We start from the raw sequence: 25631 nt of genomic DNA on the forward strand, positions 1-25631 counted from the left end.
TATAGATATACGCTTGCTCAGTACTAAAATTTATTGTCATTAATTACCGTGAAATCCCCCCTGTTTGAATGCATTTAATGAGCTCTTAATGAGGTGTTAGATGGCGATAATTTGATTTATTCGCGAGATGTTTTCATGTTATTACTGTATTCATCAGTAGGTAAATAGAGATCACTTAGTATACTATCTCCTCAAATCAGTAAATTATTCCTACATTAAAAGAGCAATAAATAATGGAACATGAACAGCACCTAGCCTTACTTGGCGCTATAGCCCAAGGTGATAAAAAGGCGTTTTCAACGCTTTACCAAAACACCAGTAAACAGCTTTATGCGGTGAGTTTAAAAATGTTAGCCCGAAAAGAATTAGCCGAAGAAGCGTTGCAAGAGGCGTATGTGCGTATTTGGCATAACGCATCGGAGTACCGTGTTGGTAAGGGGACAGTATTGACCTGGATGATCAGTATTGTGCGTTATCGTGCGCTAGATATTTTACGATACAACAAAATTAGAAAAGAAGATGCATTAGACGAGAGTGAAAGCTTTGATCTTGACGCCCCTGAGCAAGTAAGTGATTCAGAACAGTTATTATTAGATAAATGCTTGCAACAACTCGACCAGTCACAACGCCAAGCAATATATTTAGCTTACTTTAATGGCTGTTCTCACCAAGAGGTGGTTAAACACCTAAATAACCCATTGGGTACCATTAAAAGCTGGATAAGACGTGGTCTTACAAGCTTACAAAGTTGTTTAACGTCATGAATTATCAAGCTGAAAACCTTAAAAACGCCCTAGCTGCAGAATATGTACTAGGTACATTACGCGGACCTGCACGTCAGCGCTTTCAAAAATTGATGATGCAATATCCACCGATAAGTGAGGCAACCACTACTTGGGAGCAACATTTAAACGCGTTAGGACAAAAAATTCCGCCAGTAACGCCTGATGAGTCAGTATGGCAGCGCATTGAACAACAGCTAGGTTTTGCTAATGAGCCAGCAAAAAGTAACGTAGTGCCCATAACGAAAGCTAAGCCTAAAGTTTGGCAAGGTATTGCAGGTTTAGCGTCAGCTGCTGCATTGGTACTTGCTGTGTTGTTAGTGAATATTGAACCAACAACATCACCTGATGCTCAACAATTGGCTTTGGTTAATAACGAACAAACTGAATTGTTATGGGCGTTAGAAATTGGCACAGACACTATTGATATTCAAGCAACTAAAAGCTTAGTGGCGCAAGCCAACGCTGATTACGAGTTATGGATAGTAGCGGCAGATGGCAGAGCGCCAATATCGTTAGGTTTACTCCCTAAAACCGGTAAGTTAAGGTTAAGTAAGCCTGAGTTGTTCGATCAAATTGAGATTGCCGCATTAGCTGTAAGTTTGGAGCCGCTAGGTGGTTCGCCTAATGGTTCACCAACTACAGTGCTGTATACTTCTAAATTAGTGACGCTTTAGTGATATTTAATTAGTTTTTAATTTTAAAGCACCACATTAATGAAAAAATAATTAAGCGAAACGAAAGTTTCGCTTTTTTTTTACTTTTTTATGACCAAGAAATAAAGCCAATTATTAAGTGTTATTTATCGTTACTTCAGATAAATCGTAAATAAATCAAAAATTAAAAACACTTTTTGCAGTTATAACCTAAGCTTTAGGTCAGCTGTTGTTAAGCGATAATTTAAGTGACAAAAACTACAGAATTATCCCAATTAGCATAACAGTACATGTGCAAAGAACATCGCACTTCAATAACATGAACAGGTAAATAGGGAAAGTTTGAGCAATTAAATTTAAATAAATATATTTATGTAAAAGTTTGAATTAACAACAGCTTAAAATGCTAGTTACTAGATAGTAATAATTAATTTTAAATTAAATTACTTTTTATGCATCCAATACTGATTTTCAACCGTTTAACTATATGAGCTTTCAAGAAAGTAACCATTAAGAAGTATAAAATTAAAAGGAAACGTCATGAAAAAATTTAAAATAACGCTTATAGCCTCGGTAATAATGAGTGCCACTTTGTCTCAAGCTGTTACAGCATCAAGTCATCGTGAAGCGCCAAACCTTACGCGTATGCCAACAGTAGATTCCACCGATTTTTACGCATTCAATAGTTATGAAGAAGGCCGTGGCGAGTACGTCACGTTAATTGCTAACTACATTCCGCTGCAAGACGCATATGGTGGACCAAACTATTTCGCCATGGATCCAGCAGCATCTTATGATATACATATCGATAACGATGGTGATGCAGTAGAAGATATCACTTTTAGTTTTAATTTCAGCCAAATGTTAGGCAATAATAATGCTGGCATCGCTTTAATGGTTGGTCCAGAGGGTGAACAAAAATCTGTTGGTGTACCACTTAAAAATGTTGGTGGTATTAGCATGGCGAATCAAGATGCTGCTAACTTCTCTGAAAGCTACACGGTTAAAATGACTTCTGGCGCTATGGGAACAGGTACCAGTGTTGCTGTGACAAATATGACTTCTGGTGGTGCAAACTTTGCTAAGCCGTTAGATTATATCGGTAACAAAACATTCACTAATGCTGCGCAGTACGCTGCATATGCAAACAGCCATGTTTACTCAGCCACAATCCCTGGTTGTGATGCACCAGCAAAAGTATTCGTTGGTCAGCGTAAAGACGCATTTACTGTAAATTTAGGTAAAGTATTTGATTTAGTTAACTTTGTTCCTGTTGAAGGTGATAGTGCTCCTGGTGCAGGCGATGGAGAAGGCTTCCCTGGTGGTATTACACAATCTGCTATGAATGATGATTTAGCGGATAAAAATGTCACGAGTATTGCTATTGAAGTACCTACCGCTTGTTTAACAGGTGACGGTAATGGTGTTATCGGTAGTTGGACTTCTGCAAGTTTACCGCAAGCCAGAATTTTAAACCCAAATGCTAGTTTCGATAACACTGAAGTTAACGGTGGAGCAATGACACAGGTTTCTCGTCTTGGTTCTCCTTTAGTAAACGAACTAGTTATCGGTTTAGCGGATAAAGATAAGTTTTCAACGTCACACCCAAGTAATGATGGGCAGTTCGCTGATTATGTTACGCATCCAACGCTACCAGAGCTATTAAACATTCTGTTTAAAGATGCGGTAAATACTACGCTTAATGCCAATATAGAAACCTTAGCACCGACTAACTTCCCACGGGTTGATTTAGTTACGGCATTTTTGACTGGTTTCCCAGGTGTAAACCAAATGTCGACAGTAACTGCTTCTGAAATGTTGCGCTTAAACACGGGTATTGCCGCGGTTTCAGCTGATATGCAATCATCGTTTGGTGTTGCTGGTGATGATTTAGCTGGTTTCCCAAATGGTCGTCGCCCAGGTGATGATGTGGTAGATATCGCACTTCGCGTTGTTATGGGTCGTTTATGTTACCCGATCCCTGTTAACGGAGTAGATACAGATTTAGGTTTATGTACGCCTGAACAAGCGAGTGTTGGTAATGTACCTTTTACTGATGGAGCCCCTAGTAATGCCTCTATGATAGGAACTAGTTTTCCTTACTTAGCCATGCCGTTACCAGGTTCTGAATAAGGATCACCATGATGAACTTTAGTAAACTTAATACAACGTTAAAAACCAACGCACGTCGTCCGCTTAAGTTGTTAGCCCTAAGTTTGGGTGCAACACTAGTACTTGCCGGCTGTAATGATGGTTATAAAGAGAAAAGCCAGGCACCTAACTCAGCGCCAACGACTATCACGGTTGATTTGATCACTCAAACAGAGACGCCAATCACTGATATGTTAAGTGCAACTGACGCCGATGGTGATGGTTTGAGCTTTAGCCTAGACCAACAGGCAATGTTAGGAGTGGTTACTGTTGCTGGCAATGGTGGGTTTACCTACCAACCTAATAGCGAAGTAACGGGTAGTGACAGCTTCACTTTTATAGTGACTGATGGCGTAAATGCCCGAGTTACTGGTACGGTTAACATTACTATTGAAGCGCTGGAAGTGTCTTTTGCCAGCTATAGTCGTGCAGCCTTTAATCAGCAATCTACTGATAAACCTCTGTCCACCAATGGTCGTGCGTTTATTCAAGATGTTGATGATTCAACGGCATACGACGACTTACTTCCATAGTAAAATCGAGCTTGACTGCGCCATGGACGGCGCCCTTTTATGGATGACAAAATGCCAATACTAATTTACACGCCTTATTTCGTTAAAAATCTCATGAAAAGCGTCATGACAAATATCATGAAGCCCCACGTGAAGCGTTATACCAACTGCTTATCAGTATTGGCTTTTATTTCCATCGCAACCCCCGCATATTCAGAAAGTTATATCCCCAAATCAGACCAAAGTATCGTTGCCAGTTGGACGGTACCAAAACCCTCAGAACAACCGAAAGTCTTTATCGCTCAACTTATCAGTGATGCGAGTAAACCCGGTTTAGCCAGTCGATATTATGGCCGGGCCAGTGCATTACTTAAGCCTTTATTAGCAGAGGCGCCTGATGATTTAGAGCTACAATTTTATTCAGCAAGTGTTTTACAGCACTACCATCAATTTGAACAAGCACAACAACTACTCACAAAAATAGTTCAACAACAGCCTAGTAATGTTTCAGCTTGGTTAATGAAAGCGAACATTCATATGGTACAAGGTGATTTAGTCGCGGCCAAACGCGCATGTTTACAAGTATTAGGCCATGGCAGTCTTTTCGTTAGCACAGCCTGCGTGCTGGAGGTTAATGCAGAACAAGGACAAGTGGAGCAGAGTTACCAGCAATTAAAACAAATAGTGAGTGTTGCAGGTGATATTCCGCGTGAACAAAATATCTGGTTGAAACAAATTCTGGCTGATCTTGCCCAGCGACTACAGCTACCTCAACAAGCAAATGAGCATTTATCGGGTTATCCATTAGCACAAATGCCGGTAAGTTATTTAGCGTTGTGGGCGGATATTCATTTAGATCAGCAACAAAGTAAAATCGTATTAGATAAGCTGGGGCCAATCGTACTGGCCAGTGATAGTTTTGATGATGCATTATTATTACGACTAGCGTTGGCTGAACAAACGCGTAATTCAGCGAGTGCATCGACCAACCACCTAGCAAGTAATGCATGGCACCAGCGCCTAGCCCAACGTATTGAAATACGCTTACAGCGAAATGATACAGCCCATGCCGCAGACATTGCACGTTATTATCTAGATATTGCACCTGATGCGCTTAAAGCATTGCACTGGGCAAAAATTAATTGGCAGCAAGCTAAATTAGGCCCAGATAAACGTATACTAGAACGCGCAATGGCAGCACAGATTTCCCCTAAAAGCACAACACAGGCATAAGCCAAAAACACTTTATCAATCGATTAATTAGAGTAGTGAGATCAGATATGCAGCAGTGGTTTAAAATATGCTTAGTCGGACTTTCGTTTTTATTGGCCAACACCGCCGTCGCTCATCAATTGAGCACCAGTTACATAATTGCCGAAATGGACGACACCGGTCGCATTAATGGTGAATGGCAATTGAGTTTAACTGATTTGGAGTTAGCCGTAGGTTTAGATTTAAATTCAAACGGTGAGTTAACTTGGGGAGAAGTAAAAAGTCGCCAAACTGAGATCGCTAGTTACTTAGCCGAAAACTTATTACTGAGCCGTGACAATTTATCATGTAACCTGCGCTTTGAAGTAGTAGAGCGTTTGCAGGACCATGCTAACGAAGCGTTCGCAGTCACTGACTTTTCTGGCCAATGTGCGATTAGTGGGTCATTAAATGTTAAATACAATGCGATATTTGCCTTAGATAGTAGCCATGAAATGGTGCTAAACATTGGTGATGGCAGTAATATGCACAGTTTTGTTTTAGACGATAACACACGACAAATAGAGCTAGATATAAAAGAAGGCAGTTGGCAGACCACTTTCACGCAGTTCGTTTATCAAGGTGTAATACATATTTGGATAGGGATAGATCATATTCTATTCTTGCTAGCGTTATTGTTGCCGGCAGTATTACAGCGTAAGAATAAGCAATGGCAAGCTATTACGAGTGTTAAAACAATTTTGACCAATACGGTTTGGATTATCAGTGCATTTACTTTGGCCCATTCGCTAACATTAACAGCTACCGCTTTAGGCTGGTTAACGCCCAGTAGCCGCTGGGTAGAGCTCGGTATTGCAATTTCTGTTTTATTTGCAGCATTAAATAATATTTGGCCTGTGGTTTTGCGTTTAGCTTGGCTAACCTTTGCTTTTGGTTTGTTACACGGTATGGGGTTTGCTGGCGTGTTAGGAGAGCTGGGTTTACCGGCTGATCAACAACTGTTAAGTATTTTAGCCTTTAACCTGGGTGTGGAAATAGGGCAGTTAGCGATACTGGCGATTTTATTACCTATTTTGATTTTACTGCGTAACACCAAACTCTACAGTAAAGGCATTATGCCGGTGGGCTCTCTACTCATTGCTATTATGGCAGTGCAATGGAGTATTGAGCGTTGGTAACTTAAGGTAATAATAGCTGTAGGTGTTCATAGCATCGATTAGCCATTATTTAACGCAACTCTTAAGTAACGCAACTCTTAAGTAGCGCAACTTGAGGTTAAGCTCTCGTTAATTTATAAATAGTGATTGGTATTATTCTTCCTAAAAATAAAAAGCCCTAGTTAATTGAATAACTAGGGCTTAATTTTTTGTATTTTTTCAGAGATTTAAAACTGTGCTTTACGGTACTTCTCGCAAGCTATTTCGTCTTCACATTCACCGTACAAGTATAAACTGTGATTGGTCAATTTTACTTTGTGTAGTTTTGCTACATCTTCTTGGCGTTGTTCAATAACATCGTCTTCAAATTCAATAACTTTACCGCAGTTTAGGCAAACTAGGTGATCATGATGTTTTTTATGGCTAAGCTCAAATACTGACTTACCCCCTTCAAAATGATGACGAGTTACAATACCTGCATCGTCAAACTGGTTTAACACGCGATAAACTGTCGCTAAGCCAATTTCTTCATTATGCTCAAGTAAAATTTTGTATACGTCTTCAGCACTGATGTGTTGGTTATTTGGATTTTGTAAAATGCCCAAAATTTTAATGCGCGGCAGAGTAATTTTTAGTCCGGCTCTTTTTAGTTCTTCATTTTGTTCAGGCATTAATTTTAATCTCTACATCGGCTTTCAATTTATGGAAAATTATAGGGGGTTATGCGCTTGGTTGAAAGGGGTAGTTGTAAATGATTATCTATTTTGTTGGTTTTACTGGCTTAAAACGTCATAATACCTTTCTGGTCTGATGAGTTTGATATGATAAACCATACGGTTTACAGAAGTACTCACATTTATATCTAGCTTTAAAAGGAAATCATATGTTTAAAAAAGCTTGGCAAATGAAATTATTACTAAATATTTGGCCGCCATTTCTATTTACGGGTATTCGCGTTGTCGACGTTGCTGACGATTTTCGTAAAGCTAAGGTACGTTTAAAGCTTAATGTATTTAATCAAAATGCGGTTGGTGTGCACTTTGGCGGTTCATTATATGCGATGACAGATCCATTTTGCATGCTCTTGATAATGTCACGATTGGGCAAAGATTATGTTGTCTGGGATAAGTCAGCAGATATTGATTACATTAAACCAGGTAAGGGCACAGTAACTGCTGAATTTATAATTACCGACGCTTTGATTGATGATATTTTGGCGCACACTGCTCATGGCGAAAAATATCTACCTGAAATTCCAGTTTACGTTAAAGACGCTGAAGGCGAAATTGTGGCTAAACTCAATCGGACACTTTATATTCGCAGAAAAAGAACAGTGTAATAGTTACGGCTAAAGCGTTTATAGGTAATGCGAAAGCGTTTATAGGTAATGAGAAAGCGTTTATAAGTACTGCCTAGAATAAAATAATGTAGCACCAAGATTAAGTAACGCTTTAAGCTAACTGCGATATATAGAACAGTAGTGGCACATATTGGCTAATGTGTGCCACTTTGCTGAGCTGTATTTTTGTAGAGTATTACTGTGCTGTATTTTTTTTACTGTATTACTGTATTACTGTCTTACTGTGCGGGTAATTATGGTGCAGTTAATTGCCACCCAGTCGCTGCAAACTACTGATCAGTGTCTAGGCTTAACATGCGCTTTTTTAATCTTTCTAAATCAATCGCGTTTGAGCGTACGGTAAGCTTAATATGGCTATATTCATATTCTTCTTTAGTAACACTCATGCTTGATCGAATCTCGCCTATAATACCTTTAGCGGTGTAAGGAATAATGATTTCATCTTCAATCATTTCTTCTTGTGCAGTATTAACAATATATTGATGTAACTTACTAATATCAGCTGGATTGCGGGTTGATGTCATCATGGCATCTGGAAACTCTGCCATTAGCGCTTGTTGTTGTTCAGGGCTAAGTTGATCAGACTTATTCAGTACCAATAACTTCTTACTGTCTTCAACACCGACTTCTTCTAGTACCTCATGCACTACATCAAGCTGCGAACGAAAACTAGGATCAGAGGCGTCAACCACATACAACAATAATGAAGCATCATGCGCTTCTGCTAAGGTTGAGTGGAATGACGCGACTAAATCGTGCGGTAATTTTTTAATAAAACCAACAGTATCTGACACTAATATTCTAGGCTGAACGGTTGGGTACAACGCACGAACTGTAGTATCGAGTGTCGCAAAAAGTTTGTTTTCACCTTCTACGTCGCTGCCGGTAATAGCTCGCATCATTGATGACTTGCCGGCGTTGGTATAACCCACTAATGCAACACAAAAAAGCTCTGAACGTTGGGTACGTCGGCCTTTCATTTCATGCTGAACACTAACTAACTCACGTTTAAGCTCGGCTAATTGGTCTCGCACTGCTCGGCGGTTTAGCTCTAGGTTCGTTTCGCCTGCACCTTTACCCATTTGACGATCTCTATCGCCACTTGATGTTTCACGAAGGCGCGGTGCTACATAATTAAGACGAGCAATTTCAACTTGTAATTTCGCCGTTTTGGTACGAGCATGGCGACTGAATATTTCAATAATAATGCCGGTACGATCAAATACCTCTACGCCTAATTGATTCTCGACATTACGCAGTTGTGATGGACTTAAATCACAGTCAAATACCACAACATCTGCGCAGGCAAAGGGTAGATTCTCAGAAGGGATGTCTGATGGCATATTTGTTAGCAGGGTTTCATCTTTTATTTCTTTAGATGAGTCTTGAGATAGGTCGTCATTTTCTTCTTCTTCAACTGCAACTTCACCTTTGTTACCTGTAAGGTGCGCTATTTCAGACAGCTTACCTAAACCAAGTACGTTAACTTTGTTGGTTGAACTCAATTTTTGCGATTGTGTGCCAACGACTTTAAAACCTAAAGTCGTGACTAAACGGGCCAGCTCTGCCAGTGACTCTGTTGCTTCATCACCTTTAAACTGCGGTGTACAAATGGAAATAAGTAAAGCGTGATTAAGTGATGCTTTTGCTGTTAGTTGCATAATTTTTTATGTAAGTGCACCTGAGGTGCAAACCTAATTTTTATCTAAAGTAAGTTCATCCTACGCTGTTATAGGTAAGCTTTATAGGGGAATACGGGACTAAATTTTAGTTAGCGAATATTCGTGGCTATAACTACCTACAGGACATAATAAAAATGTGCTACCGTTTCAGATATTTCCATGCCCAAAGGCTTATTATTAACCATGTCATTTGAACTCATATTTCTGTTTCTAGCAGGCTTTTTTGGCGGTGTACTTAACTCTATTGCCGGTGGAGGTAGTTTTATTACATTTCCTGCGCTGATCTTTGTCGGTATTCCCCCTATTATGGCTAATGCGACTAATACTTTTGCGTCGTGCGCTGGCTATTTAAGCGGTACTTATGCTTTTCGAAAAGAACTTGCTGAACATAAAAGTGAATTGCCCAAAATCATCATAATAAGTTTGCTCGGAGGTATATCTGGTGCTTGGTTGTTACTACAAACATCTGAGGTTGTATTTCGCTCAGCCATCCCATGGTTGTTATTATTTGCTACGGTGCTATTTATTTTCGGCGGACAAATAAATAAAGCACTTAAAAAAGCAGCCTTGAATAGCCAACACGCATCTGCTATCGGCGGAATTTTACTGATAATTATACTGCTAGGTGTTGCAATCTATGGTGGTTTTTTTAACGCAGGATTAGGTATTATAGTGCTCAGTTATTTAGCATTAGCTGGTTACACCAATATCAATACCATGAATGGATTAAAGCTTTTGGTCTCATCGACCGTGTCGTTGTTCGCCATCGTACTGTTTATTTATAATGATGTTATTGTTTGGTATGAAGGTAGTATTTTATTATTGGGTACTTTAGCCGGAGGGTATATGGCAGCAAAGTTATCCCGAAAACTGCCACAACAGCATGTTAGAGGCTTTGTTATTGTGGCGAGTATTGCGACTACGCTGTATTTCTTTATTGATGTTTATGCTAGCCAGTACATATAAGTTAATATGATTACCCGCTAGCTAAGTGATATTTTTTCGCAGAAAAACCATATAGATAAATGATTTAAAAAAATTAATAGCACTAGCTCTATCATAACTTTAACGGTAAGCACTCAGTTTAGGTGCCTACCGTTTATGTTTTACAAATATAAGATGGTCATTAATGTTGCGCTATCTACCCAGCTTTGTAATCGTGAAGGGTTACTATAGCGTCATGTAAACTATCTTGATTTACTTGTATGATGCCTCGTTTGGGTCGATCTAAATCAATGATGATAAATACCACCAAAACGATTAATGTGAATAATAAAATCGTAGGGAAAGCAGGGCGCTTTTTCCCTAAACCACTGTTATAACCTAACATACCGCCAACGGTAACAAATACACCAAACAACAAAAATAAAACCGGCTCTGGTACATGCAGCCTTAGCATAGCTGTACGCTTATTTTCAATTTGAATCATTGACGATAAAGACTGATAAAAGCCATTTGCGATTAACAATGACTTTGGATTAATCAATTCTTTTTGCGCTAATTCAATCAGATTGGCCTGTGATTTACTCACTTTTTTATTGATGGCACTTCGCTGCTCAGGGTTTGACAAGTCAACTTGGCTGAGTGAAATACGAAGCGCCAAATAAGCTTCTAATTCATTAAAAACAGCCTCCCGTATTTCCACTGGCAGTAATTTTGCTTGCATCGCAACTCTGTTAATAGCACCTGCTTCTTCTATAACGGCACTGCTTCGTGCATCGTAACGGTGAAGTGACATATTAAAAGTGAAACCTAGTAACAAGGCCAATAAACCAATAATACCCGTTTGAATAGCCGTTGATTGGCTTTTCATTTCGGCGTTTTCTACATCTACATTTCGACGCCCTAAGCTGTAGGCAATTTGATTAATTATTAACATCAAAATAAAAAGCGTGATAATAATTATAAAGCTATTTTTGTCGTACATTAATTCTTGGCTCACTAATTGAGTCTCTGTGCTTGGTTAACTAATTAAGCAAAGAGTGGGTTAAGGCGATTGATTGGTCAAGGGGTATTTTAAACAATATTGATGAGAGGTACAGCATAAAGCTAAACCCTTTAATTTAATCAATTCGTTAAACAGCTTGACGGGCTTATGTTCTGGCTTTATTAAAGACCATACACCCATCGTCGTATTTGGGTTAATATTCAGCTAGAGGTAAATCATATTGCGCTTTGATGGTTAGTCGCTGCTCAGCAATATCATCAAACGCTTGCTGGTAGGTTTGTATTACTTCATCAGGAGTATTGATATTAAAGGCTAAATAATTACCGGTCTTGTTAACCTGCCACACCTGTTCGTAAGCATTAGCATCTAAGTTATTTTCTTTAATTAAATGATCAAAAGCATGAATAGATGCCACAATCATGTCTACACGGTCAGATTCCATCAATAAAAAGGCTTGTTTTAATTGAGCAATTTTAGCGATATTAGCAGATGGAAAACCAATTTTATGAAGTGAATTTTCTGACACATCACCTTTAACAGTGGCAACTGTATGTTTAAATACTTGCTCTGCATTAGAAAAGTTAAAGTTTTTTGATTTTTTGGCAATCAGAATTTGAGTCGCGTGAAAAATAGGTCCAACCCATTTAAATAAATTTTCACGAGGCTGGGTTTTAGACATTGTAAATAATGCCGTATTATTTTTATCTAACGTAAATTTATAGCCTCGAGACCATGGAACTAGCTGGATCTCTTGTTCAGGCATATGTAAATGTTTCCACATAGCTTTTAAAGTATCTACAGAAATACCCTTCAGTTTATCATCGACCAAATAATTAGCCGGTGGGTAAATTTCGGTATAAAAGATGATATTTCCAGTTGGATATGGCTGGTGATATGCATTCACTTGCGGAAGTAGCAGAAGAAATAACAAAATTGATTTTAAAATAAATTTTTTCATTTGAATATCAATCTCCAAATAGCGATAAACCATATTAACAATATTTTTGGTATTATTTAACCTAACTTTGACGGTATATAGATATATTTTTTAATTTATTTCACTTGGTATCACTAGTTGTTCAGGACAATGCTAGCGCATATTGTTGAGCTGAGGCTAAGGGATGTATTAGGCACAAAAAAGCCAGCTAACTGCTGGCTTATTCCAATAAATTTTCGTTTATTATCGAAAAATTAGTCTTCTAATTCAGCAAGGCAAAGTTCGTCGTAAATTTGCTTAACCCAAGCATCAACACGTGCGTCGGTTAATTCAGGCTGACGGTCTTCATCAATACATAGGCCGATAAAAGTATTTTCGTCAATTAACGCTTTAGACGCTTCAAACTCATAGCTTTCTGTTGGCCAATTACCGATAACAATAGCGCCTTTTGATTCCACGATATCACGCAATGGTTCCATTGCATCACAGAAGTATTCAGCATAATCTTCTTGATCGCCTAAACCAAAAATAGCCACTAACTTATCGGTGAAATCAATTTCTTCTAACTCAGGTAAGAAATCATCCCAGTCACATTGGTTTTCACCATAGTACCAAGTAGGAATACCTAAGATTAATAAATCGAACTCGGCAATTTCTTCTTTGGTACTTTTGGCGATATCTTTAACATCGACAAGCTTTTTACCCAACTTTTTTTGGATCATTTTGCCTATGGCTTCGGTATTTCCTGTATCACTTCCGAAAAATAAACCTACAATTGACATGAATCTAACCTTTTATATCTAACTAAACTTTAATATCGTTGGCATCAAGCGACTGAACTAATAGTATTTCTATCAACTCACTTCGGCTCACACCTTTATCTTTTGCTAAAGCGTCTAAACGTTCAAATACATCTTGATGTAACTTAAACTCTACTCGCTTTAAACCATTGTTCTTATCACGCTTAACTTGATTACGTTTATTTATTTTAACTTGCACGCTGCGTGAATGAGGATTCGTTTTTGGTCGCCCCGGACGCTTATCATCGCTAAATAAGTCAATGGTTGTTAAATCTGCTACTTCTTTTGCCATCTTAATTACTTACTTATCCAACACCTTGGCTTTCGAAGATAAACTGAATTACGCCTTTGGCAATAAATCCGGCACATCCTAAAAATAATACAAAATAAACAACCAGCTTTCCCATTTTAGGGACATCATTTTTTTTCATTACGTCATGGATTGTTAACCCAATGAAAATAAAGATAAAAGCATAAAATAAATTTAGCCCTATGGCTTCAATTAATTCAAAGTGTTCTGCTAACATAATCAACCCTAAAATTTGCAGGCGGCACTATAGCATATCACTGCTTTTAAACACATTATTTTTGTCCTTTAAACGATGTTTTCTCAATGTTACTTTGTCAGCGTAGCATCTACAGAGCTTAGGTATAGGCGCTTTTATCGCGTGAATGATAGACAGTTTTATTGCTTAAAATTAGCACTACCACTAACACTACCACTATGCGTTTATAAGAAAACCTTCAACGCTGCGGTTAAAAGCACTCGTTTTTTCAGCATGTAACCAATGACCAGCACCTTGAATAATACGGGCACTACTTTGTGGGAATAAGCGCAATATTTCTGGGCGATGTTCTGGCAATATATAGTCGGAATTTGCCCCTTTTATAAAAAGTGTAGGGCCTTGATAGCGATTACTGCCTTGGTAGGTTTTCATAATATGTGGATAATTTTTAGCGATGTTTTCAATATTGCATACAAAAGCCAGTTGACCATTGCTATTACTTAAATTTCGTAATAAAAATTGTCGCACACCAATGTCATCAACATATTCGGCGAGTTGTTTATCAGCGTCTTTACGTTGCTTTATGACTGAAAAATCGAGTGATTTTAACCCCGTAATTATCTTGTTGTGATGGGGGGATATTCAACAGGAGCAATATCAGCCACAATCAACTTTTCAACTAGCTCTGGTTTTGTAAGCGCTAATTCCATCGCTATTTTACCGCCCATGGAGTGTCCAAGCACGACTGCACTTTTTATACTTAGGTGCTGCATAACATCGGCAATGTCCTGTGCCATGTTTGGGTAGTCCATAACGCTATCGTGAAATGAATCACCATGATTACGCACATCTACACTGGTCACTCGATAATTTTCAGCTAAAACTTTCGCCACCATACCAAGATTTTCTAAGCGGCCAAATAAGCCATGAATAAGTATGATGTCTTTACCGGTGCCAGATTGTTGATAGTTTAAAAGCTTGCTCATTGCTGTCTCTGATAAGTCTGTTCTCATTGCGATAATTGTCCTTGTTTTAGTAATTCGATGCAACGAAAACCCAAGTAGTTGTTGTTAAAAATAGCGCTGAGTGTGTAACTTTATGCCTAGATTGATGTGATTGAACTTTAGCTTTAATATTTTTCGGGCTAGGTTTTTAAAAAATATTTCCATCATTTGGTAATCCTCTATAGAGACTTCTTATTAACGTAAGTATAATCTTGCCGCGATCTATAATAATTTCCCTAGGGTCATCAATGAAAAACATCGAAATAGATGAAGAGCTTTATCAACACATTGCGTCAAATACTCAGTATATTGGCGAAAGTGCATCGTCGATATTACGTCGTCTAATTAAGTTACCAACTGAACACAATGCTGAAGTTGAGTCAGCAGCAGAACCAGAATTTGTTGAACAAATTGAAGAAGAAGTCGTTGAAGAGCAAGTGAACACACCAACGCTTGATGTTAATGGCTCAGTATTTAACTATATTAATAAAGAAGAGTTGGCTATGCAGCGCGGTGCGGTCGGTCGATTTTTATTAATTTTAGCAGCATTATATCGAGTACATAATCAGCAGTTCTCTACTGTTTGCAATATTAGAGGACGCGACCGTTTATATTTTGCTGCCAGCGAAGCTGAACTAGCGGCAAGTGGCAGCAGTACAAAGCCGCGTCAGATACCAGACAGTCCATTTTGGGTGATTACCAACTCAAATACCACGCGTAAGAAAATGATGCTAACAGAAGTTGGTCGTGCGCTAGGTTATAACGAGCAAGATATAGAAGATATTCGCGACTTACTTTAGTTACTTTAGTTATTTTAGCTACATTGGCTATAGTAGTAGTGTGGCAAATTATTGCATAACAGATACGGCTTAAGTTTTTATAAGGAATTTAAATGACAATACATCAGCACGCAGGCAAACCGGCAAGACCGATAGATAGAATTAATATTGGCCGTTTGGTCAGTGATTATTTTTTGCAAACACCTGATGTTGATATTGCTGAGCAAAAAGTTACTTTTGGTACCTCAGGACATCGTGGTAATGCAAGTAAGTTAAGCTTTAATCAACAGCATATTGAAGCGATTTGTCAGGCCGTAGCAGAATATCGTCAAGCGCAAGGGTTTAAAGGGCCACTTTATTTAGGTAAAGATACTCACGCTTTATCTGAACCCGCCTTTGCTTCAGCTATATCTGTGTTGATTGCTAACAATATCTCTGTTGTTATTCAAGACGATGATGGCTTTACGCCAACACCGGTTATTTCTCGTTTAATTATTGTTCATAATAAAACCCACTCAAGCCAAGCTGATGGCTTGATCATTACTCCTTCGCATAATCCACCAACCGATGGAGGTATTAAATATAATCCTCCTCATGGTGGCCCAGCTGAAGGTGAAATAACAAAAGTTATTGAGCATCGTGCTAACGAAATTATTGCCAATAAACTGGTTGATGTTAAACGCCTTGATTATGCACAAGCGCTGCAATCTTCATTATTGATCCGTGAAGACTTTATCAGTTTTTATGTTGAACAATTAAGTCAGGTTGTTGATATGGAAGCTATTGCAAAAGCGGGTGTTCATATTGGTGTTGACCCTTTAGGTGGTTCAGGTATTCATTATTGGCCAGTAATAGCTAAAAAATATGGCTTGAATTTAGCAGTGGTTAATCCGGTAGTTGATGCTAGCTTTGCTTTTATGCCGTTAGATAAAGATGGCAAAATACGCATGGACTGTTCATCACCATATGCCATGTCGGGCTTAATTGCCCTAAAAGATAAATTTGATCTTGCCGTAGGCAACGACCCAGACTTTGACCGTCACGGTATAGTTACCAAAACCGGTGGTTTGATGAACCCAAATCATTATTTAGCCGTCGCTATTCACTATTTAATGACACACAGAGATTGGCCTAAAACGTGTAAAATTGGCAAGACCCTGGTTTCTAGTTCGCTAATTGACCGGGTCGCCAAACTTATTGATCGACCACTTTCAGAAGTGCCTGTTGGCTTTAAATGGTTTGTTGATGGCTTGCACGATTCAAGCTATGCCTTTGGCGGTGAAGAAAGTGCCGGCGCCACATTTCTTTCACTAGATGGCAGTTGTTGGACAACCGACAAAGACGGATTTGTTATGACCTTATTAGCCGCTGAAATGCTAGCGGTAACCGGTAAAGACCCTTATCAATTATATCAAGCATTAGCTGCACAATTAGGTGAACCTTGCTATGGTCGCGTTGAGGCTGTCGCTAACTTACAGCAAAAGCAGGTACTAACTTCGCTTACCGCTGATGCGATTACTACTGACGTATTAGCGGGAGAGAAAATCAGCCAAATTCTGTCTCATGCGCCAGGTAACAATGCAGCGATTGGTGGAATAAAGGTTTGTACTGAAAACGGCTGGTTTGCCGCACGCCCGTCAGGCACGGAAGATATTTATAAAATTTACGCAGAAAGCTTTATTGATGAAGAACATTTGCAGCTAATTATTAGCGATGCACAAAAGCTTGTTAGTGCTGCCTTTGTTGCGGCAGGACTTTAGTGCAGAGCTATCAGATATTAGCTATCAGCTATCAGTAAAAAACGTTAAGTTCTAAGTGGTTATAAAATAAGCAGATATTAGATATTAGATATTAGAAATTAGATATTAGTTTAAAGCTGTCAGTAAAAGCGTGTAGAAGGTGCCCAAGGGCACCTTTTTAGTTTAAGTAAGTTCAACTGGTCTATCGTATTCAGGATGACGACTGTTATGTATAAAAAAAAGCAAAGTGCCAAGCCACAAGTCATTTCTTATGAGCGGGTAAAATCATATATGCAGTGGATGATTGAACGTTATGGTGACTACTCAGCTAAAGCCATACTGCAAAAAGCTAATTTATTGTTTAAGGACGATACACAATTTAACGAACCTGCACTTGAGTATCTTATTGAACGTGACATTATTAATGATCTTCGTTATGCCCAACGCTTAACGAACAGCCTTACAGAAAAAAATATTGGTCCAAACAAAATAAAAGAAAAGCTCTATGCAAAAGGTTTTTCATCTCAAACAATTAATGAATGTGTTAGTGCTATTGAGACAACCGACGAAGATTATTTTGAGAAAGCGTTAATGCTAAAAATAAGAAAATTTGGCATAGAACCCATTGAAGAATTGAAATTAAAACAAAAAGCGTTACGACATTTAATAACGAAAGGCTTTTCATATTCAATTGCTAATCAAGCGGTTAGCTATTCGGATGAAGAAGCTTAGTGGTGTATGATTATGGTTATTATTGCAAAATAAAACAGATGATTTTGTGAATGCAGTTTAATTATTTTATCCAAAAAAATCGAGCCGTAGCTCGATTTTTGATAAATATTAGTAACGCTTAGTTTAATACCAAGTTGATTAATTGAAATTAACGATGGTTTGTTTCTTCCAATAAAAAGGCCCGAGAAGCCCCTCGGCCATTTTGAAAAGTATAAAGCGTTAAGTAACTAATGGTTACAGGCACTTTAACTTCAAAAGTAACTTGTGAAATAATATCCGCTTTTAACAACCATTTTTTAGGCTGATTGTTAACGACTTCAGCACCATCAATGGCATTAAACTTTATAAAAGCATCATCTGATACCACACCTTCAAACTGCAATGTCACCCATAAGTGCTTAGGTTTGTTACTTGGCGTAACTTTATAATAAGTATCAATGCCTGAGCTGCGTTTATTAATCGGCGGGCTCCCGCCTAACCAATAGCCAGTGCGCGGTTTATCAACCGTAGGTGCAAAATCAAGTGGTTTCTTTACGCTGATTTTATCAGTAGGCATAGGCGCAACTTTTGCAGCTTGTGCTCGGTTGTTACTATCGTTAACTAAGTCTTCAACATTTTTATCACTGGGTGTGCAACCTGAAGTAATAAATGCAACGAGCAATAATTTAACAAGAAAAATACAACGAGAGGTTTTACCTGTCACGTTGTATTGTTGCTTTATTAATTTCACTGAAAGCATGCGCTTAATCTGCAATTCTTGCTAATTCAAAATAATAACCACACTGGCTACCTTTAAGAACAATTTCAGGGTTACTGACGAGTAATTGAACAGAGTAAGTATGACCAGATACAACGGCGATTTTACCAAAGTAGTTGTCTCTATAGCCATATACACTTATCTTGTTGCCATGATCATCACGAACTTGGATATATGCTGCTTGATCGCTTATCACGTGGTCAGCTTTATTAAACGCACTCAACACTAAGTTACCGGTATAATTAGCCGTAAATGAAGCGCGACGTACCATACCTAAACCGTTAGAAACGTTTGCACCAGGTAAATTATTGTTCAAACAAAAGGTAGGAGACTCAGGAGTAATTACAACAGGATCTTCACCAGTAGGGGCATTAGAGGCAATAATTGGAATGTTAATATACAGTTTTTCTAAATCGCTAGCACCTACACTTGCACTGCCTTTATTTGCCTCGGCACTTATTTTAGCATCAACGGGGGTATTAGCTGGGTAAACGCCAAAAGGTTCATGCGTTTTAATATTACTTGCTGCCATTAATGTCTTAACTTGTGCTTCAACATCCGGGTTAGCTTTTAAATAGTGATCTAAAAATGCAAAGATAGTGGCAGAATGAACACCACTTTTCATTTTAGTTACTGCATCAAAAAACTCAGTAAATCCTTTACCGTCAATTTTTCCGATGGCGTACATTAGATAAATTACAGTCTCTTCAGAATAAAATCCGTTAGCTCTATCCGTGGATACTGGCTTATTTAAATCTTCACACTCACCATCTTCCTGACGGACACCAGATGTATCGCAATAATAATGACTGTCTGACAGTAATCCACCAACAGCCGTACCGTAACCTTCACCATACGCCAAACTAGCATCTTTAAATTCATTGTATGAGTGGCTATCACCTGGACTATCTGAAAAAGATAATTTCGCTTGTAAATAGTGACCAAATTCGTGGCCTAATACGCCTTTGTCAAATTCATCAGTATCAGAATCAGCTTTGCCTAGAATGTAAACACCAGGCGACAAGCCATCACCGCTATAATGTGATGTACCTATTTGACCAATAGATCTATCTCCCGATACGCCAATATTTTTATCAGACCAGTAAAGGTTCAATGTCGGCATTTCAATATTTGGATTAAGGGCTGTTAGTTTATCTGCTGCACTTTTTACAATACGTAATATTGAAAATGGAGCCGACTCACGTGTAACGCCAGTTTGCACATTACCTTCACTATCAAAGCCAACTTTAGCTTGAATATTTAGCTCGTTATCACTTTGTGCTTCAGCTTTTATGGTAATGACAGGAGATGTTAGTTGATATAACTTTTTAACGGCACCTGCACTGGTGTTATCACGTATAGAAAAATTATATTGGGGTCCTACATTAGGCGTTGTGCGTGTTTTTATAAGTTCAGCTTTAACAACAATTCTTACATCTGTTGATTCTGGCGCATTGTTAAATTCATAATAACCATCATCGTAAGTAATTTGGCTTGCGATAACCGCGCCACTCGCGTCTATCATATCAACAGGTACACCGGCAACAGCAAATATTTCTAAGTTATTACTACTGTATTGATGAGCGGCACTTTCGATGTTGTTTATACCGGGAGCTTCCGCTTTTACGTAACCAAATAAATAACTTGATCCCGTAGCCGCTGATGATACTTGATTAACCGTTTCCAATTTGGCCGTACTTTCAGTACTAGCGGCTTCAACCGTTATGCTTGTGGTATTTTCTATTCTGCCGTGGTCCGACACAATTAGCTCAACTTCTCCGACACTTTGTGCAGGACAATCGGCAAACATAATATCATGTACTGGTTCTTTACTGGTGTGTGTCAGCGCTTGAAGGTCATACACCGCACATTTTTCACCGGCTAAAGTGACATCTAAATTTAATGATAAATGTGTGCCGACGATGTCAAAAGTAGCCGTTTCACCAGCTGTGATCTTAGAAAAAGCTTCATGATCATTACTTTCTGGGTGATAAGCATCAACGTACTCTACCTGTGAAGCAACTGGCGAACGGACCACATCATGGAATAAAGCATCAAGATCTTCGTCGCTGCCTAAATTAGGATCAATACGAGGATTCTCAAACATATTTTCGAGGGCATGAAAATAGTAATCACGTATTTCGTCAACCGTGAATAAGCCATTATTTGCTAAGCCTGCAACTAAAGTTTCAATTACCTCTTCAGCACTTTGGAGTTCTCTATCAAGTTGCATTTGAGATATAGCGGCTAAAACTACACCATAACGACCACCGGCAGAGCCGTCAGCTTCTTCAATATTTAAATTCATGGGTATGGCTGTTGTAAGGTCAAAACCGTTCATGCCGAAAGCGTCGGCTACATTAGTTAATACACCTGCATATTGTGTCACAGGGTCAAGCTCATAAACTTCAACTACTTGAGTTGCGATTTCAGTTAATGGTGTGACACTGGTACTAAAAGTCGAAGAGCTAACATCAAAATACGCGCGAGTTAAACCCGGAGTAAGTAGTTCACCGCTGGCTTCATCTTCATATTCACCGCCTTCACATTCTATTAGGGCAAAGCCTAAATCAGCAGGAATATCTTGAAAAGTTGCGACACCTGCTTCTGTTATCGCTGAAGCAATTGTTTCATTGTTAGCAAAGATAGAACAAGTACCTTGATCGACAGCTGCAAGCATAAAATGCACTTGTGCTTCTGGACTTGGTTCAACAACAATTTTATCTTTATCATCATTGTTACAACCCGCAATTAAAGCAGAAAACATTAATACGCTAAAACTGATACGGTTGAATTTAGGTGACTTTCTAGGGGGGGATATTTTATTTAACATGACAGCACTCCGTGTAAGTGTCATTTATTAAACCTGATGTTAAGTTAAGCAAAACAGCAGGTGTTTGTGTTATTGGATAATAATCACCTCATAATAATAGCATGATAAAAAAATAAACAAATAGAATGTTGAAACTAAAAAATGCACATGTTTCAAATGAAATATGTGTTATCAATCTTTAAAAAACAATAGCTTAACTAAACAGTCGGATTATAATAATTATCTAAGTATTCAGTGAGCATTGTATTATCATTTGTAAAAGAGATTAAATGAGTGTCACAAGGACGTATCCCTATTAATGGAGTACAATAACGCGCAATAATTAATGAGTGCTATCGAAATATAATCTCAGCAGCTCGAATAAATTCGACGATGACAATAGGTGAACCACGTGAACGATTTAACTAATTCAACAGCGACTTTTTCTTCAGTTTTACAACAGAGTGGTGATTTCTTATCAATGACTCGTGCCAACGAATGGTCGTTACCTGGTGGTGGTTTTAGTTTTGATGTAACGCATCAAGCATCACAAACTCAAAGTAAAGTCACTGTGTTGGAAACAGGGCTAATTACTTTTGAACCGATAAATCGTGAAAGTAGCCATGATATTGTGTTATCAAGTGCAGTGCATGGTAATGAAACTGCGCCGATTGAAATTTGTAGCGATATTATTGGGCAATTGATCCGTGGTGAATTACGGTTAGCTGAACGGGTGTTATTTATTTTTGGTAACCCTGCGTCAATGAACATTGCAGAACGCTTTGTTGAAGAAAACATGAATCGTTTATTTTCTGGTGGTCATTCACAGGACCAAGGTCAGGGCGCAGGTTTAATTAACAAAGAGCGTCAACGGGCTTTGTTATTAGAAAATACGGTTAGAGACTTTTTTGACACGGGTAGTTTGTTACCTTGTGCAAGTGGCGGGGAACGTAGTCGTTGTCATTATGATTTGCATACGGCTATTCGTGGCTCTAAGTGTGATAAATTCGCGGTTTATCCGTTTTTACATGGCGCGCCGCGCAAAAAGAGTCAGCTACAGTTTCTTAATGCCTGCGGTGTTAGCACTATTTTATTGTCACATTCACCAACAACTACCTTTAGCTATTTTTCGTCAAATGAGTTTGGTGCTGATGCCTTTACGGTTGAATTAGGTAAGGTACGCCCATTTGGTAAAAATGATATGAGTCAGTTTGTGCAAGTTAGAGATACACTAACTAAACTGGTTTCAGGGCAAGACCTTGGATTAACACCTTATCAAGCCAGTGATTTTAATCTTTATGAAATATCACAAATTATTGATCGCCAACATGAAGATTTTTCATTAACTTTTGCCGATGATGTTGAAAATTTCACTGACTTTCCAAAAGGTCATGTACTTGCTATTGACGGTGGTAAGGAAGTAAAAACTCAGCAGGACGGTGAAGCGATTATTTTCCCCAATGCTAATGTTGCCATAGGCCAACGCGCGATGCTAACCGTAACGCCGACAACACTTTCCTGATTAATCTTTCTAATCAATGAATTATTAATAGGTTATAAATGGAACGTATAACCTATTCCGAGAAACAGAGATAGTCAGCGCTATACCCCTTCATATTTTATCTGCCGCATAAAACCTTTAGTCATTATCTTTATAACAGGCTGATCAATAGATTAGCCCGGTTGAGATTATTTCAGTGCATATAACTGTAAAGAATTATGCTCGTTGTCTGTTAAATTTACGTACTAACTTTGATCACTAAACTTGTTTTTCAGTTTACGTAAAGGTAAAGTGCTTGCGATTATTACAACCAACAATTCATAACAACGATATTAATATTCCCCTTGCGCTGAAAGCTTCTATACTTTCAATGAGTAAAGCAAAGGTGAATAGGTAATGTCACCTTGCATCCAAGGTTAATAAAAAAAGAGAAGGCTATGAACACTGACATATATAGCGAAAGCCCGGTCGTACATCAACCCGCTTTTATTGATGGTCATTCAGTTGAAATTCCAATCCTTAAGATATTGAAACAAGATGGTAGCATTTATAAAGACGCTGCCATGCCAAATATTGATCAAGAACTTGCGACTAAAACTTACAAAACGCTCGCTTTTCATCGTGTTTTAGATGAGCGTATGGTGGCTGCACAGCGCCAAGGTCGCATCAGTTTTTATATGGCTGCACTCGGCGAAGAAGCTGCTAGTGTCGGTGGTGCTGCTGGTCTGAAAGACCAAGATATGATCATGGCGCAGTACCGTGAGCAAGGCGCATTAATGTTTCGAGGTTTTAGCCTTGAAAACTTTATGAATCAGATGTTCAGCAATGAAAAAGATTTAGGTAAAGGTCGTCAAATGCCAATACATTACGGTAGTAATGCATTGAACTATATGACGATTTCATCACCGTTAGGCACGCAAATTCCACAAGCGGCTGGTTATGCTTATGGTCAAAAGCTGCAAGGCTTAGACGCGGTTACTATTTGTTACTTCGGTGAAGGCGCTGCTTCTGAAGGCGACTTTCATGCCGGCTTAAACATGGCCGCAGTGCATCAAGCACCGGTTATTTTCTTCTGTCGTAACAATGGCTATGCTATTTCAACACCATCAGATGAGCAATACGTAGGTAATGGTATTGCCTCTCGTGGTGTTGGTTACGGTATGAAAACATTACGCATTGATGGTAATGACATTTTAGCGGTAATTTCAGCAGTACAATTAGCCCGTGAATATGCCATTAAAGAAGGCAAGCCCGTATTAATTGAAGCGATGTCTTACCGTTTAGGTGCTCATTCTACCTCGGATGATCCTTCTGGTTATAGAACACGTGAAGAAGAAGCCAAATGGCAAGAACATGATCCTATTCTTCGCATGAAGAACTGGATGCTGGCTCAAGGTTGGTGGGATGAAGCACAAGAAATTGCTTTGTTTGAAAAACTACGTGATGAAGTGCTAGCGGCGGTTAAAGTGGCCGAAAAAGTAGCTAAACCACCAGTTGAAGATTTAATTACAGATGTGTATGACAAAGTTCCACCTTTGTTACAAAGTCAATTTGATGAACTTAAACTACATATCAAAAAATATCCCCAAGCTTATCCGTTTACTGCAGGGAGAATTAAGTAATGGCGCAAATGAATTTATTACAAGCGATTAACGACGCGCTTGATACCGTGATGGCAGAAAATGATCGTGCGGTGTGTTTTGGTGAAGACGTTGGCCACTTTGGTGGCGTGTTCCGCGCAACCAGTGGTTTACAAGAAAAATACGGTAAAAGCCGTTGTTTCAATACCCCTTTGGTTGAACAAGGTGTTATTGGCTTTGCTAACGGCTTAGCCGCGCAGGGCAGTACAGCCATTGCTGAAATTCAGTTTGCTGATTATATTTTTCCAGCCTTTGATCAAATTGTAAATGAGTCAGCTAAATTCCGTTACCGCAGTGGTAATGAATTTGATGTTGGTAAGTTAACGATTCGTACGCCATACGGCGGCGGTATTGCGGGTGGTTTATATCATAGCCAATCACCTGAAGCTTACTTTGCGCATACACCTGGTTTAAAAGTGGTTGTGCCGCGTAATCCTTATCAAGCTAAAGGTTTGTTATTAGCGTCAATTCGCGATGATAACCCGGTAATATTTTTTGAGCCAAAACGCTTATACCGTGCATCAGTTGGCGAAGTGCCAGAAGAAGATTACGAATTACCTTTAGGTAAAGCCGAAGTTGTGCAGTCAGGGTCTGATATCACCTTACTCGCTTGGGGCGCACAAGTAGAAATCGTTGAAAAAGCGGCTGCATTAGCTGCTGCTGACGGTATTTCATGTGAAATTATCGACTTACGTACTATTTTACCTTGGGATATTGAAACAGTTGCAAACTCAGTGACAAAAACAGGTCGTTTTGTGGTTAGCCAAGAAGCGCCATTGACCGCTGGATTTGCCAGTGAAATTGCCGCCACCATTCAACAAGAATGTTTCTTGCACTTAGAAGCGCCAATTGCCCGAGTTTGTGGCATGGATACACCTTATCCATTAGCACTTGAAAAAGAATACGCTGCAGATCATTTAAAGATCTACGAAGCAATTAAAAACAGCATGACTTACTAGGATTT

General features: G+C 38.8%; 25 protein-coding genes. 14 read left to right on the plus strand and 11 right to left on the minus strand.

Annotated features, from left to right (window positions below):
• Positions 1–233 precede the first annotated feature (233 nt).
• The 6 genes from A3Q33_RS13485 to A3Q33_RS13510 all read left to right on the plus strand — a co-directional run bounded on the left by A3Q33_RS13485 (position 234) and on the right by A3Q33_RS13510 (position 6491).
• Positions 234–764, plus strand: coding sequence for a sigma-70 family RNA polymerase sigma factor (locus A3Q33_RS13485; protein ID WP_081180403.1), 531 nt, complete (start codon positions 234–236; stop codon positions 762–764).
• Complete coding sequence (locus A3Q33_RS13490; RefSeq protein WP_081180404.1) at positions 761–1459, plus strand: anti-sigma factor; 699 nt, start codon at positions 761–763, stop codon at positions 1457–1459. Before A3Q33_RS13485 ends, A3Q33_RS13490 begins: the two co-directional genes overlap by 4 nt.
• Positions 1460–1978: 519 nt before the next feature.
• Complete coding sequence (locus A3Q33_RS13495) at positions 1979–3571, plus strand: DUF4331 domain-containing protein (RefSeq protein WP_081180405.1); 1593 nt, start codon at positions 1979–1981, stop codon at positions 3569–3571.
• A gap of 11 nt (positions 3572–3582) precedes the next feature.
• Complete coding sequence (locus tag A3Q33_RS13500) at positions 3583–4122, plus strand: cadherin-like domain-containing protein (RefSeq protein ID WP_081180406.1); 540 nt, start codon at positions 3583–3585, stop codon at positions 4120–4122.
• A gap of 105 nt (positions 4123–4227) precedes the next feature.
• Positions 4228–5334 (plus strand): tetratricopeptide repeat protein, encoded by a 1107-nt coding sequence (locus tag A3Q33_RS13505; RefSeq protein ID WP_231295674.1) that lies wholly within the window; start codon positions 4228–4230, stop codon positions 5332–5334.
• Positions 5335–5381: 47 nt separating this feature from the next.
• Positions 5382–6491 (plus strand): HupE/UreJ family protein, encoded by a 1110-nt coding sequence (locus tag A3Q33_RS13510; RefSeq protein WP_081180407.1) that lies wholly within the window; start codon positions 5382–5384, stop codon positions 6489–6491.
• A 206-nt stretch (positions 6492–6697) separates the two neighbouring features.
• On the opposite strand, the gene fur is transcribed toward A3Q33_RS13510, so the two are convergent.
• Entirely contained in the window at positions 6698–7141 is a 444-nt protein-coding gene (gene fur / locus A3Q33_RS13515; protein ID WP_081180408.1) for a ferric iron uptake transcriptional regulator, read from the minus strand.
• Positions 7142–7353: 212 nt separating this feature from the next.
• Here fur and A3Q33_RS13520 point away from each other — a divergent pair, with 212 nt between their 5' ends.
• Positions 7354–7809, plus strand: a complete 456-nt coding sequence (locus tag A3Q33_RS13520) for a DUF4442 domain-containing protein (RefSeq protein ID WP_081180409.1) — start codon at positions 7354–7356, stop codon at positions 7807–7809.
• Between the two features lie 290 nt (positions 7810–8099).
• Here the strand turns inward: A3Q33_RS13520 and hflX are convergent, their stop codons facing one another.
• Positions 8100–9491, minus strand: a complete 1392-nt coding sequence (hflX, locus tag A3Q33_RS13525; protein ID WP_081180410.1) for a GTPase HflX — start codon at positions 9489–9491, stop codon at positions 8100–8102.
• Positions 9492–9695: 204 nt separating this feature from the next.
• Here hflX and A3Q33_RS13530 point away from each other — a divergent pair, with 204 nt between their 5' ends.
• Positions 9696–10478, plus strand: coding sequence for a sulfite exporter TauE/SafE family protein (locus tag A3Q33_RS13530; protein WP_081182598.1), 783 nt, complete (start codon positions 9696–9698; stop codon positions 10476–10478).
• Positions 10479–10653: 175 nt separating this feature from the next.
• On the opposite strand, the gene A3Q33_RS13535 is transcribed toward A3Q33_RS13530, so the two are convergent.
• From A3Q33_RS13535 to A3Q33_RS21070, 7 genes are all read right to left on the minus strand, one after another.
• The gene (locus A3Q33_RS13535; RefSeq protein ID WP_155866774.1) at positions 10654–11454 is read right to left on the minus strand and encodes a bestrophin-like domain; all 801 of its coding nucleotides are present in this window, start codon (positions 11452–11454) and stop codon (positions 10654–10656) included.
• Between the two features lie 199 nt (positions 11455–11653).
• Positions 11654–12418: a substrate-binding periplasmic protein gene (locus A3Q33_RS13540; RefSeq protein ID WP_196797958.1), complete on the minus strand. Its 765-nt coding sequence runs from the start codon at positions 12416–12418 to the stop codon at positions 11654–11656.
• 233 nt (positions 12419–12651) lie between these two features.
• Positions 12652–13179, minus strand: coding sequence for a flavodoxin FldA (gene fldA, locus A3Q33_RS13545; protein WP_081180413.1), 528 nt, complete (start codon positions 13177–13179; stop codon positions 12652–12654).
• Between the two features lie 22 nt (positions 13180–13201).
• Positions 13202–13489 (minus strand): LexA regulated protein, encoded by a 288-nt coding sequence (gene ybfE, locus A3Q33_RS13550; protein WP_081180414.1) that lies wholly within the window; start codon positions 13487–13489, stop codon positions 13202–13204.
• A 13-nt stretch (positions 13490–13502) separates the two neighbouring features.
• Positions 13503–13724: a DUF2788 domain-containing protein gene (locus tag A3Q33_RS13555; RefSeq protein WP_081180415.1), complete on the minus strand. Its 222-nt coding sequence runs from the start codon at positions 13722–13724 to the stop codon at positions 13503–13505.
• A 195-nt stretch (positions 13725–13919) separates the two neighbouring features.
• Entirely contained in the window at positions 13920–14231 is a 312-nt protein-coding gene (locus A3Q33_RS21065) for an alpha/beta fold hydrolase (protein ID WP_353615503.1), read from the minus strand.
• A gap of 89 nt (positions 14232–14320) precedes the next feature.
• Positions 14321–14689 (minus strand): alpha/beta fold hydrolase, encoded by a 369-nt coding sequence (locus A3Q33_RS21070; RefSeq protein WP_353615504.1) that lies wholly within the window; start codon positions 14687–14689, stop codon positions 14321–14323.
• A 266-nt stretch (positions 14690–14955) separates the two neighbouring features.
• On the opposite strand from A3Q33_RS21070, the gene seqA reads away from it, so the two are divergent.
• The 3 genes from seqA (at position 14956) to A3Q33_RS13575 (ending at position 17957) form a co-directional block, all read left to right on the plus strand.
• Complete coding sequence (gene seqA / locus A3Q33_RS13565; RefSeq protein ID WP_081180416.1) at positions 14956–15507, plus strand: replication initiation negative regulator SeqA; 552 nt, start codon at positions 14956–14958, stop codon at positions 15505–15507.
• A gap of 92 nt (positions 15508–15599) precedes the next feature.
• Positions 15600–17246 (plus strand): phosphoglucomutase (alpha-D-glucose-1,6-bisphosphate-dependent), encoded by a 1647-nt coding sequence (gene pgm / locus A3Q33_RS13570; protein ID WP_081180417.1) that lies wholly within the window; start codon positions 15600–15602, stop codon positions 17244–17246.
• A gap of 207 nt (positions 17247–17453) precedes the next feature.
• The gene (locus A3Q33_RS13575) at positions 17454–17957 is read left to right on the plus strand and encodes a regulatory protein RecX (protein ID WP_081180418.1); all 504 of its coding nucleotides are present in this window, start codon (positions 17454–17456) and stop codon (positions 17955–17957) included.
• 148 nt (positions 17958–18105) lie between these two features.
• Here A3Q33_RS13575 and A3Q33_RS13580 read toward each other — a convergent pair whose 3' ends face one another.
• On the minus strand, positions 18106–18696 hold the full coding sequence (locus A3Q33_RS13580) for a hypothetical protein (protein ID WP_196797959.1): 591 nt from the start codon (positions 18694–18696) through the stop codon (positions 18106–18108).
• Between the two features lie 4 nt (positions 18697–18700).
• Positions 18701–21547 carry a hypothetical protein gene (locus A3Q33_RS13585; protein WP_081180420.1) on the minus strand — a complete coding sequence of 949 codons (2847 nt, stop codon included), beginning with the start codon at positions 21545–21547 and terminating at the stop codon, positions 18701–18703.
• A gap of 460 nt (positions 21548–22007) precedes the next feature.
• Between A3Q33_RS13585 and astE the strand changes: the two genes are divergently transcribed.
• From astE to A3Q33_RS13600, 3 genes are all read left to right on the plus strand, one after another.
• The gene (gene astE / locus A3Q33_RS13590; RefSeq protein WP_081182602.1) at positions 22008–23048 is read left to right on the plus strand and encodes a succinylglutamate desuccinylase; all 1041 of its coding nucleotides are present in this window, start codon (positions 22008–22010) and stop codon (positions 23046–23048) included.
• A gap of 416 nt (positions 23049–23464) precedes the next feature.
• Positions 23465–24649 (plus strand): thiamine pyrophosphate-dependent dehydrogenase E1 component subunit alpha, encoded by a 1185-nt coding sequence (locus A3Q33_RS13595; protein ID WP_081180421.1) that lies wholly within the window; start codon positions 23465–23467, stop codon positions 24647–24649.
• On the plus strand, positions 24649–25626 hold the full coding sequence (locus A3Q33_RS13600) for an alpha-ketoacid dehydrogenase subunit beta (RefSeq protein ID WP_081180422.1): 978 nt from the start codon (positions 24649–24651) through the stop codon (positions 25624–25626). The genes A3Q33_RS13595 and A3Q33_RS13600 overlap by 1 nt, the downstream gene beginning before the upstream one ends.
• Positions 25627–25631: the final 5 nt, after the last annotated feature.

The organism is Colwellia sp. PAMC 21821, from assembly GCF_002077175.1.
Lineage (GTDB): Bacteria > Pseudomonadota > Gammaproteobacteria > Enterobacterales > Alteromonadaceae > Cognaticolwellia.

Coding starts and splice junctions, on each gene's coding strand:
- A3Q33_RS13485 (WP_081180403.1), top strand. CDS start 234: ATGGAACATGAACAGCACCTAGCCTTACTTGGCGCTATAGCCCAAGGT.
- A3Q33_RS13490 (WP_081180404.1), top strand. CDS start 761: ATGAATTATCAAGCTGAAAACCTTAAAAACGCCCTAGCTGCAGAATAT.
- A3Q33_RS13495 (WP_081180405.1), top strand. CDS start 1,979: ATGAAAAAATTTAAAATAACGCTTATAGCCTCGGTAATAATGAGTGCC.
- A3Q33_RS13500 (WP_081180406.1), top strand. CDS start 3,583: ATGAACTTTAGTAAACTTAATACAACGTTAAAAACCAACGCACGTCGT.
- A3Q33_RS13505 (WP_231295674.1), top strand. CDS start 4,228: ATGACAAATATCATGAAGCCCCACGTGAAGCGTTATACCAACTGCTTA.
- A3Q33_RS13510 (WP_081180407.1), top strand. CDS start 5,382: ATGCAGCAGTGGTTTAAAATATGCTTAGTCGGACTTTCGTTTTTATTG.
- fur (WP_081180408.1), bottom strand. CDS start 7,141: ATGCCTGAACAAAATGAAGAACTAAAAAGAGCCGGACTAAAAATTACT.
- A3Q33_RS13520 (WP_081180409.1), top strand. CDS start 7,354: ATGTTTAAAAAAGCTTGGCAAATGAAATTATTACTAAATATTTGGCCG.
- hflX (WP_081180410.1), bottom strand. CDS start 9,491: ATGCAACTAACAGCAAAAGCATCACTTAATCACGCTTTACTTATTTCC.
- A3Q33_RS13530 (WP_081182598.1), top strand. CDS start 9,696: ATGTCATTTGAACTCATATTTCTGTTTCTAGCAGGCTTTTTTGGCGGT.
- A3Q33_RS13540 (WP_196797958.1), bottom strand. CDS start 12,418: ATGAAAAAATTTATTTTAAAATCAATTTTGTTATTTCTTCTGCTACTT.
- fldA (WP_081180413.1), bottom strand. CDS start 13,179: ATGTCAATTGTAGGTTTATTTTTCGGAAGTGATACAGGAAATACCGAA.
- ybfE (WP_081180414.1), bottom strand. CDS start 13,489: ATGGCAAAAGAAGTAGCAGATTTAACAACCATTGACTTATTTAGCGAT.
- A3Q33_RS13555 (WP_081180415.1), bottom strand. CDS start 13,724: ATGTTAGCAGAACACTTTGAATTAATTGAAGCCATAGGGCTAAATTTA.
- A3Q33_RS21070 (WP_353615504.1), bottom strand. CDS start 14,689: ATGAGCAAGCTTTTAAACTATCAACAATCTGGCACCGGTAAAGACATC.
- seqA (WP_081180416.1), top strand. CDS start 14,956: ATGAAAAACATCGAAATAGATGAAGAGCTTTATCAACACATTGCGTCA.
- pgm (WP_081180417.1), top strand. CDS start 15,600: ATGACAATACATCAGCACGCAGGCAAACCGGCAAGACCGATAGATAGA.
- A3Q33_RS13575 (WP_081180418.1), top strand. CDS start 17,454: ATGTATAAAAAAAAGCAAAGTGCCAAGCCACAAGTCATTTCTTATGAG.
- A3Q33_RS13580 (WP_196797959.1), bottom strand. CDS start 18,696: ATGCTTTCAGTGAAATTAATAAAGCAACAATACAACGTGACAGGTAAA.
- A3Q33_RS13585 (WP_081180420.1), bottom strand. CDS start 21,547: ATGTTAAATAAAATATCCCCCCCTAGAAAGTCACCTAAATTCAACCGT.
- astE (WP_081182602.1), top strand. CDS start 22,008: ATGACTCGTGCCAACGAATGGTCGTTACCTGGTGGTGGTTTTAGTTTT.
- A3Q33_RS13595 (WP_081180421.1), top strand. CDS start 23,465: ATGAACACTGACATATATAGCGAAAGCCCGGTCGTACATCAACCCGCT.
- A3Q33_RS13600 (WP_081180422.1), top strand. CDS start 24,649: ATGGCGCAAATGAATTTATTACAAGCGATTAACGACGCGCTTGATACC.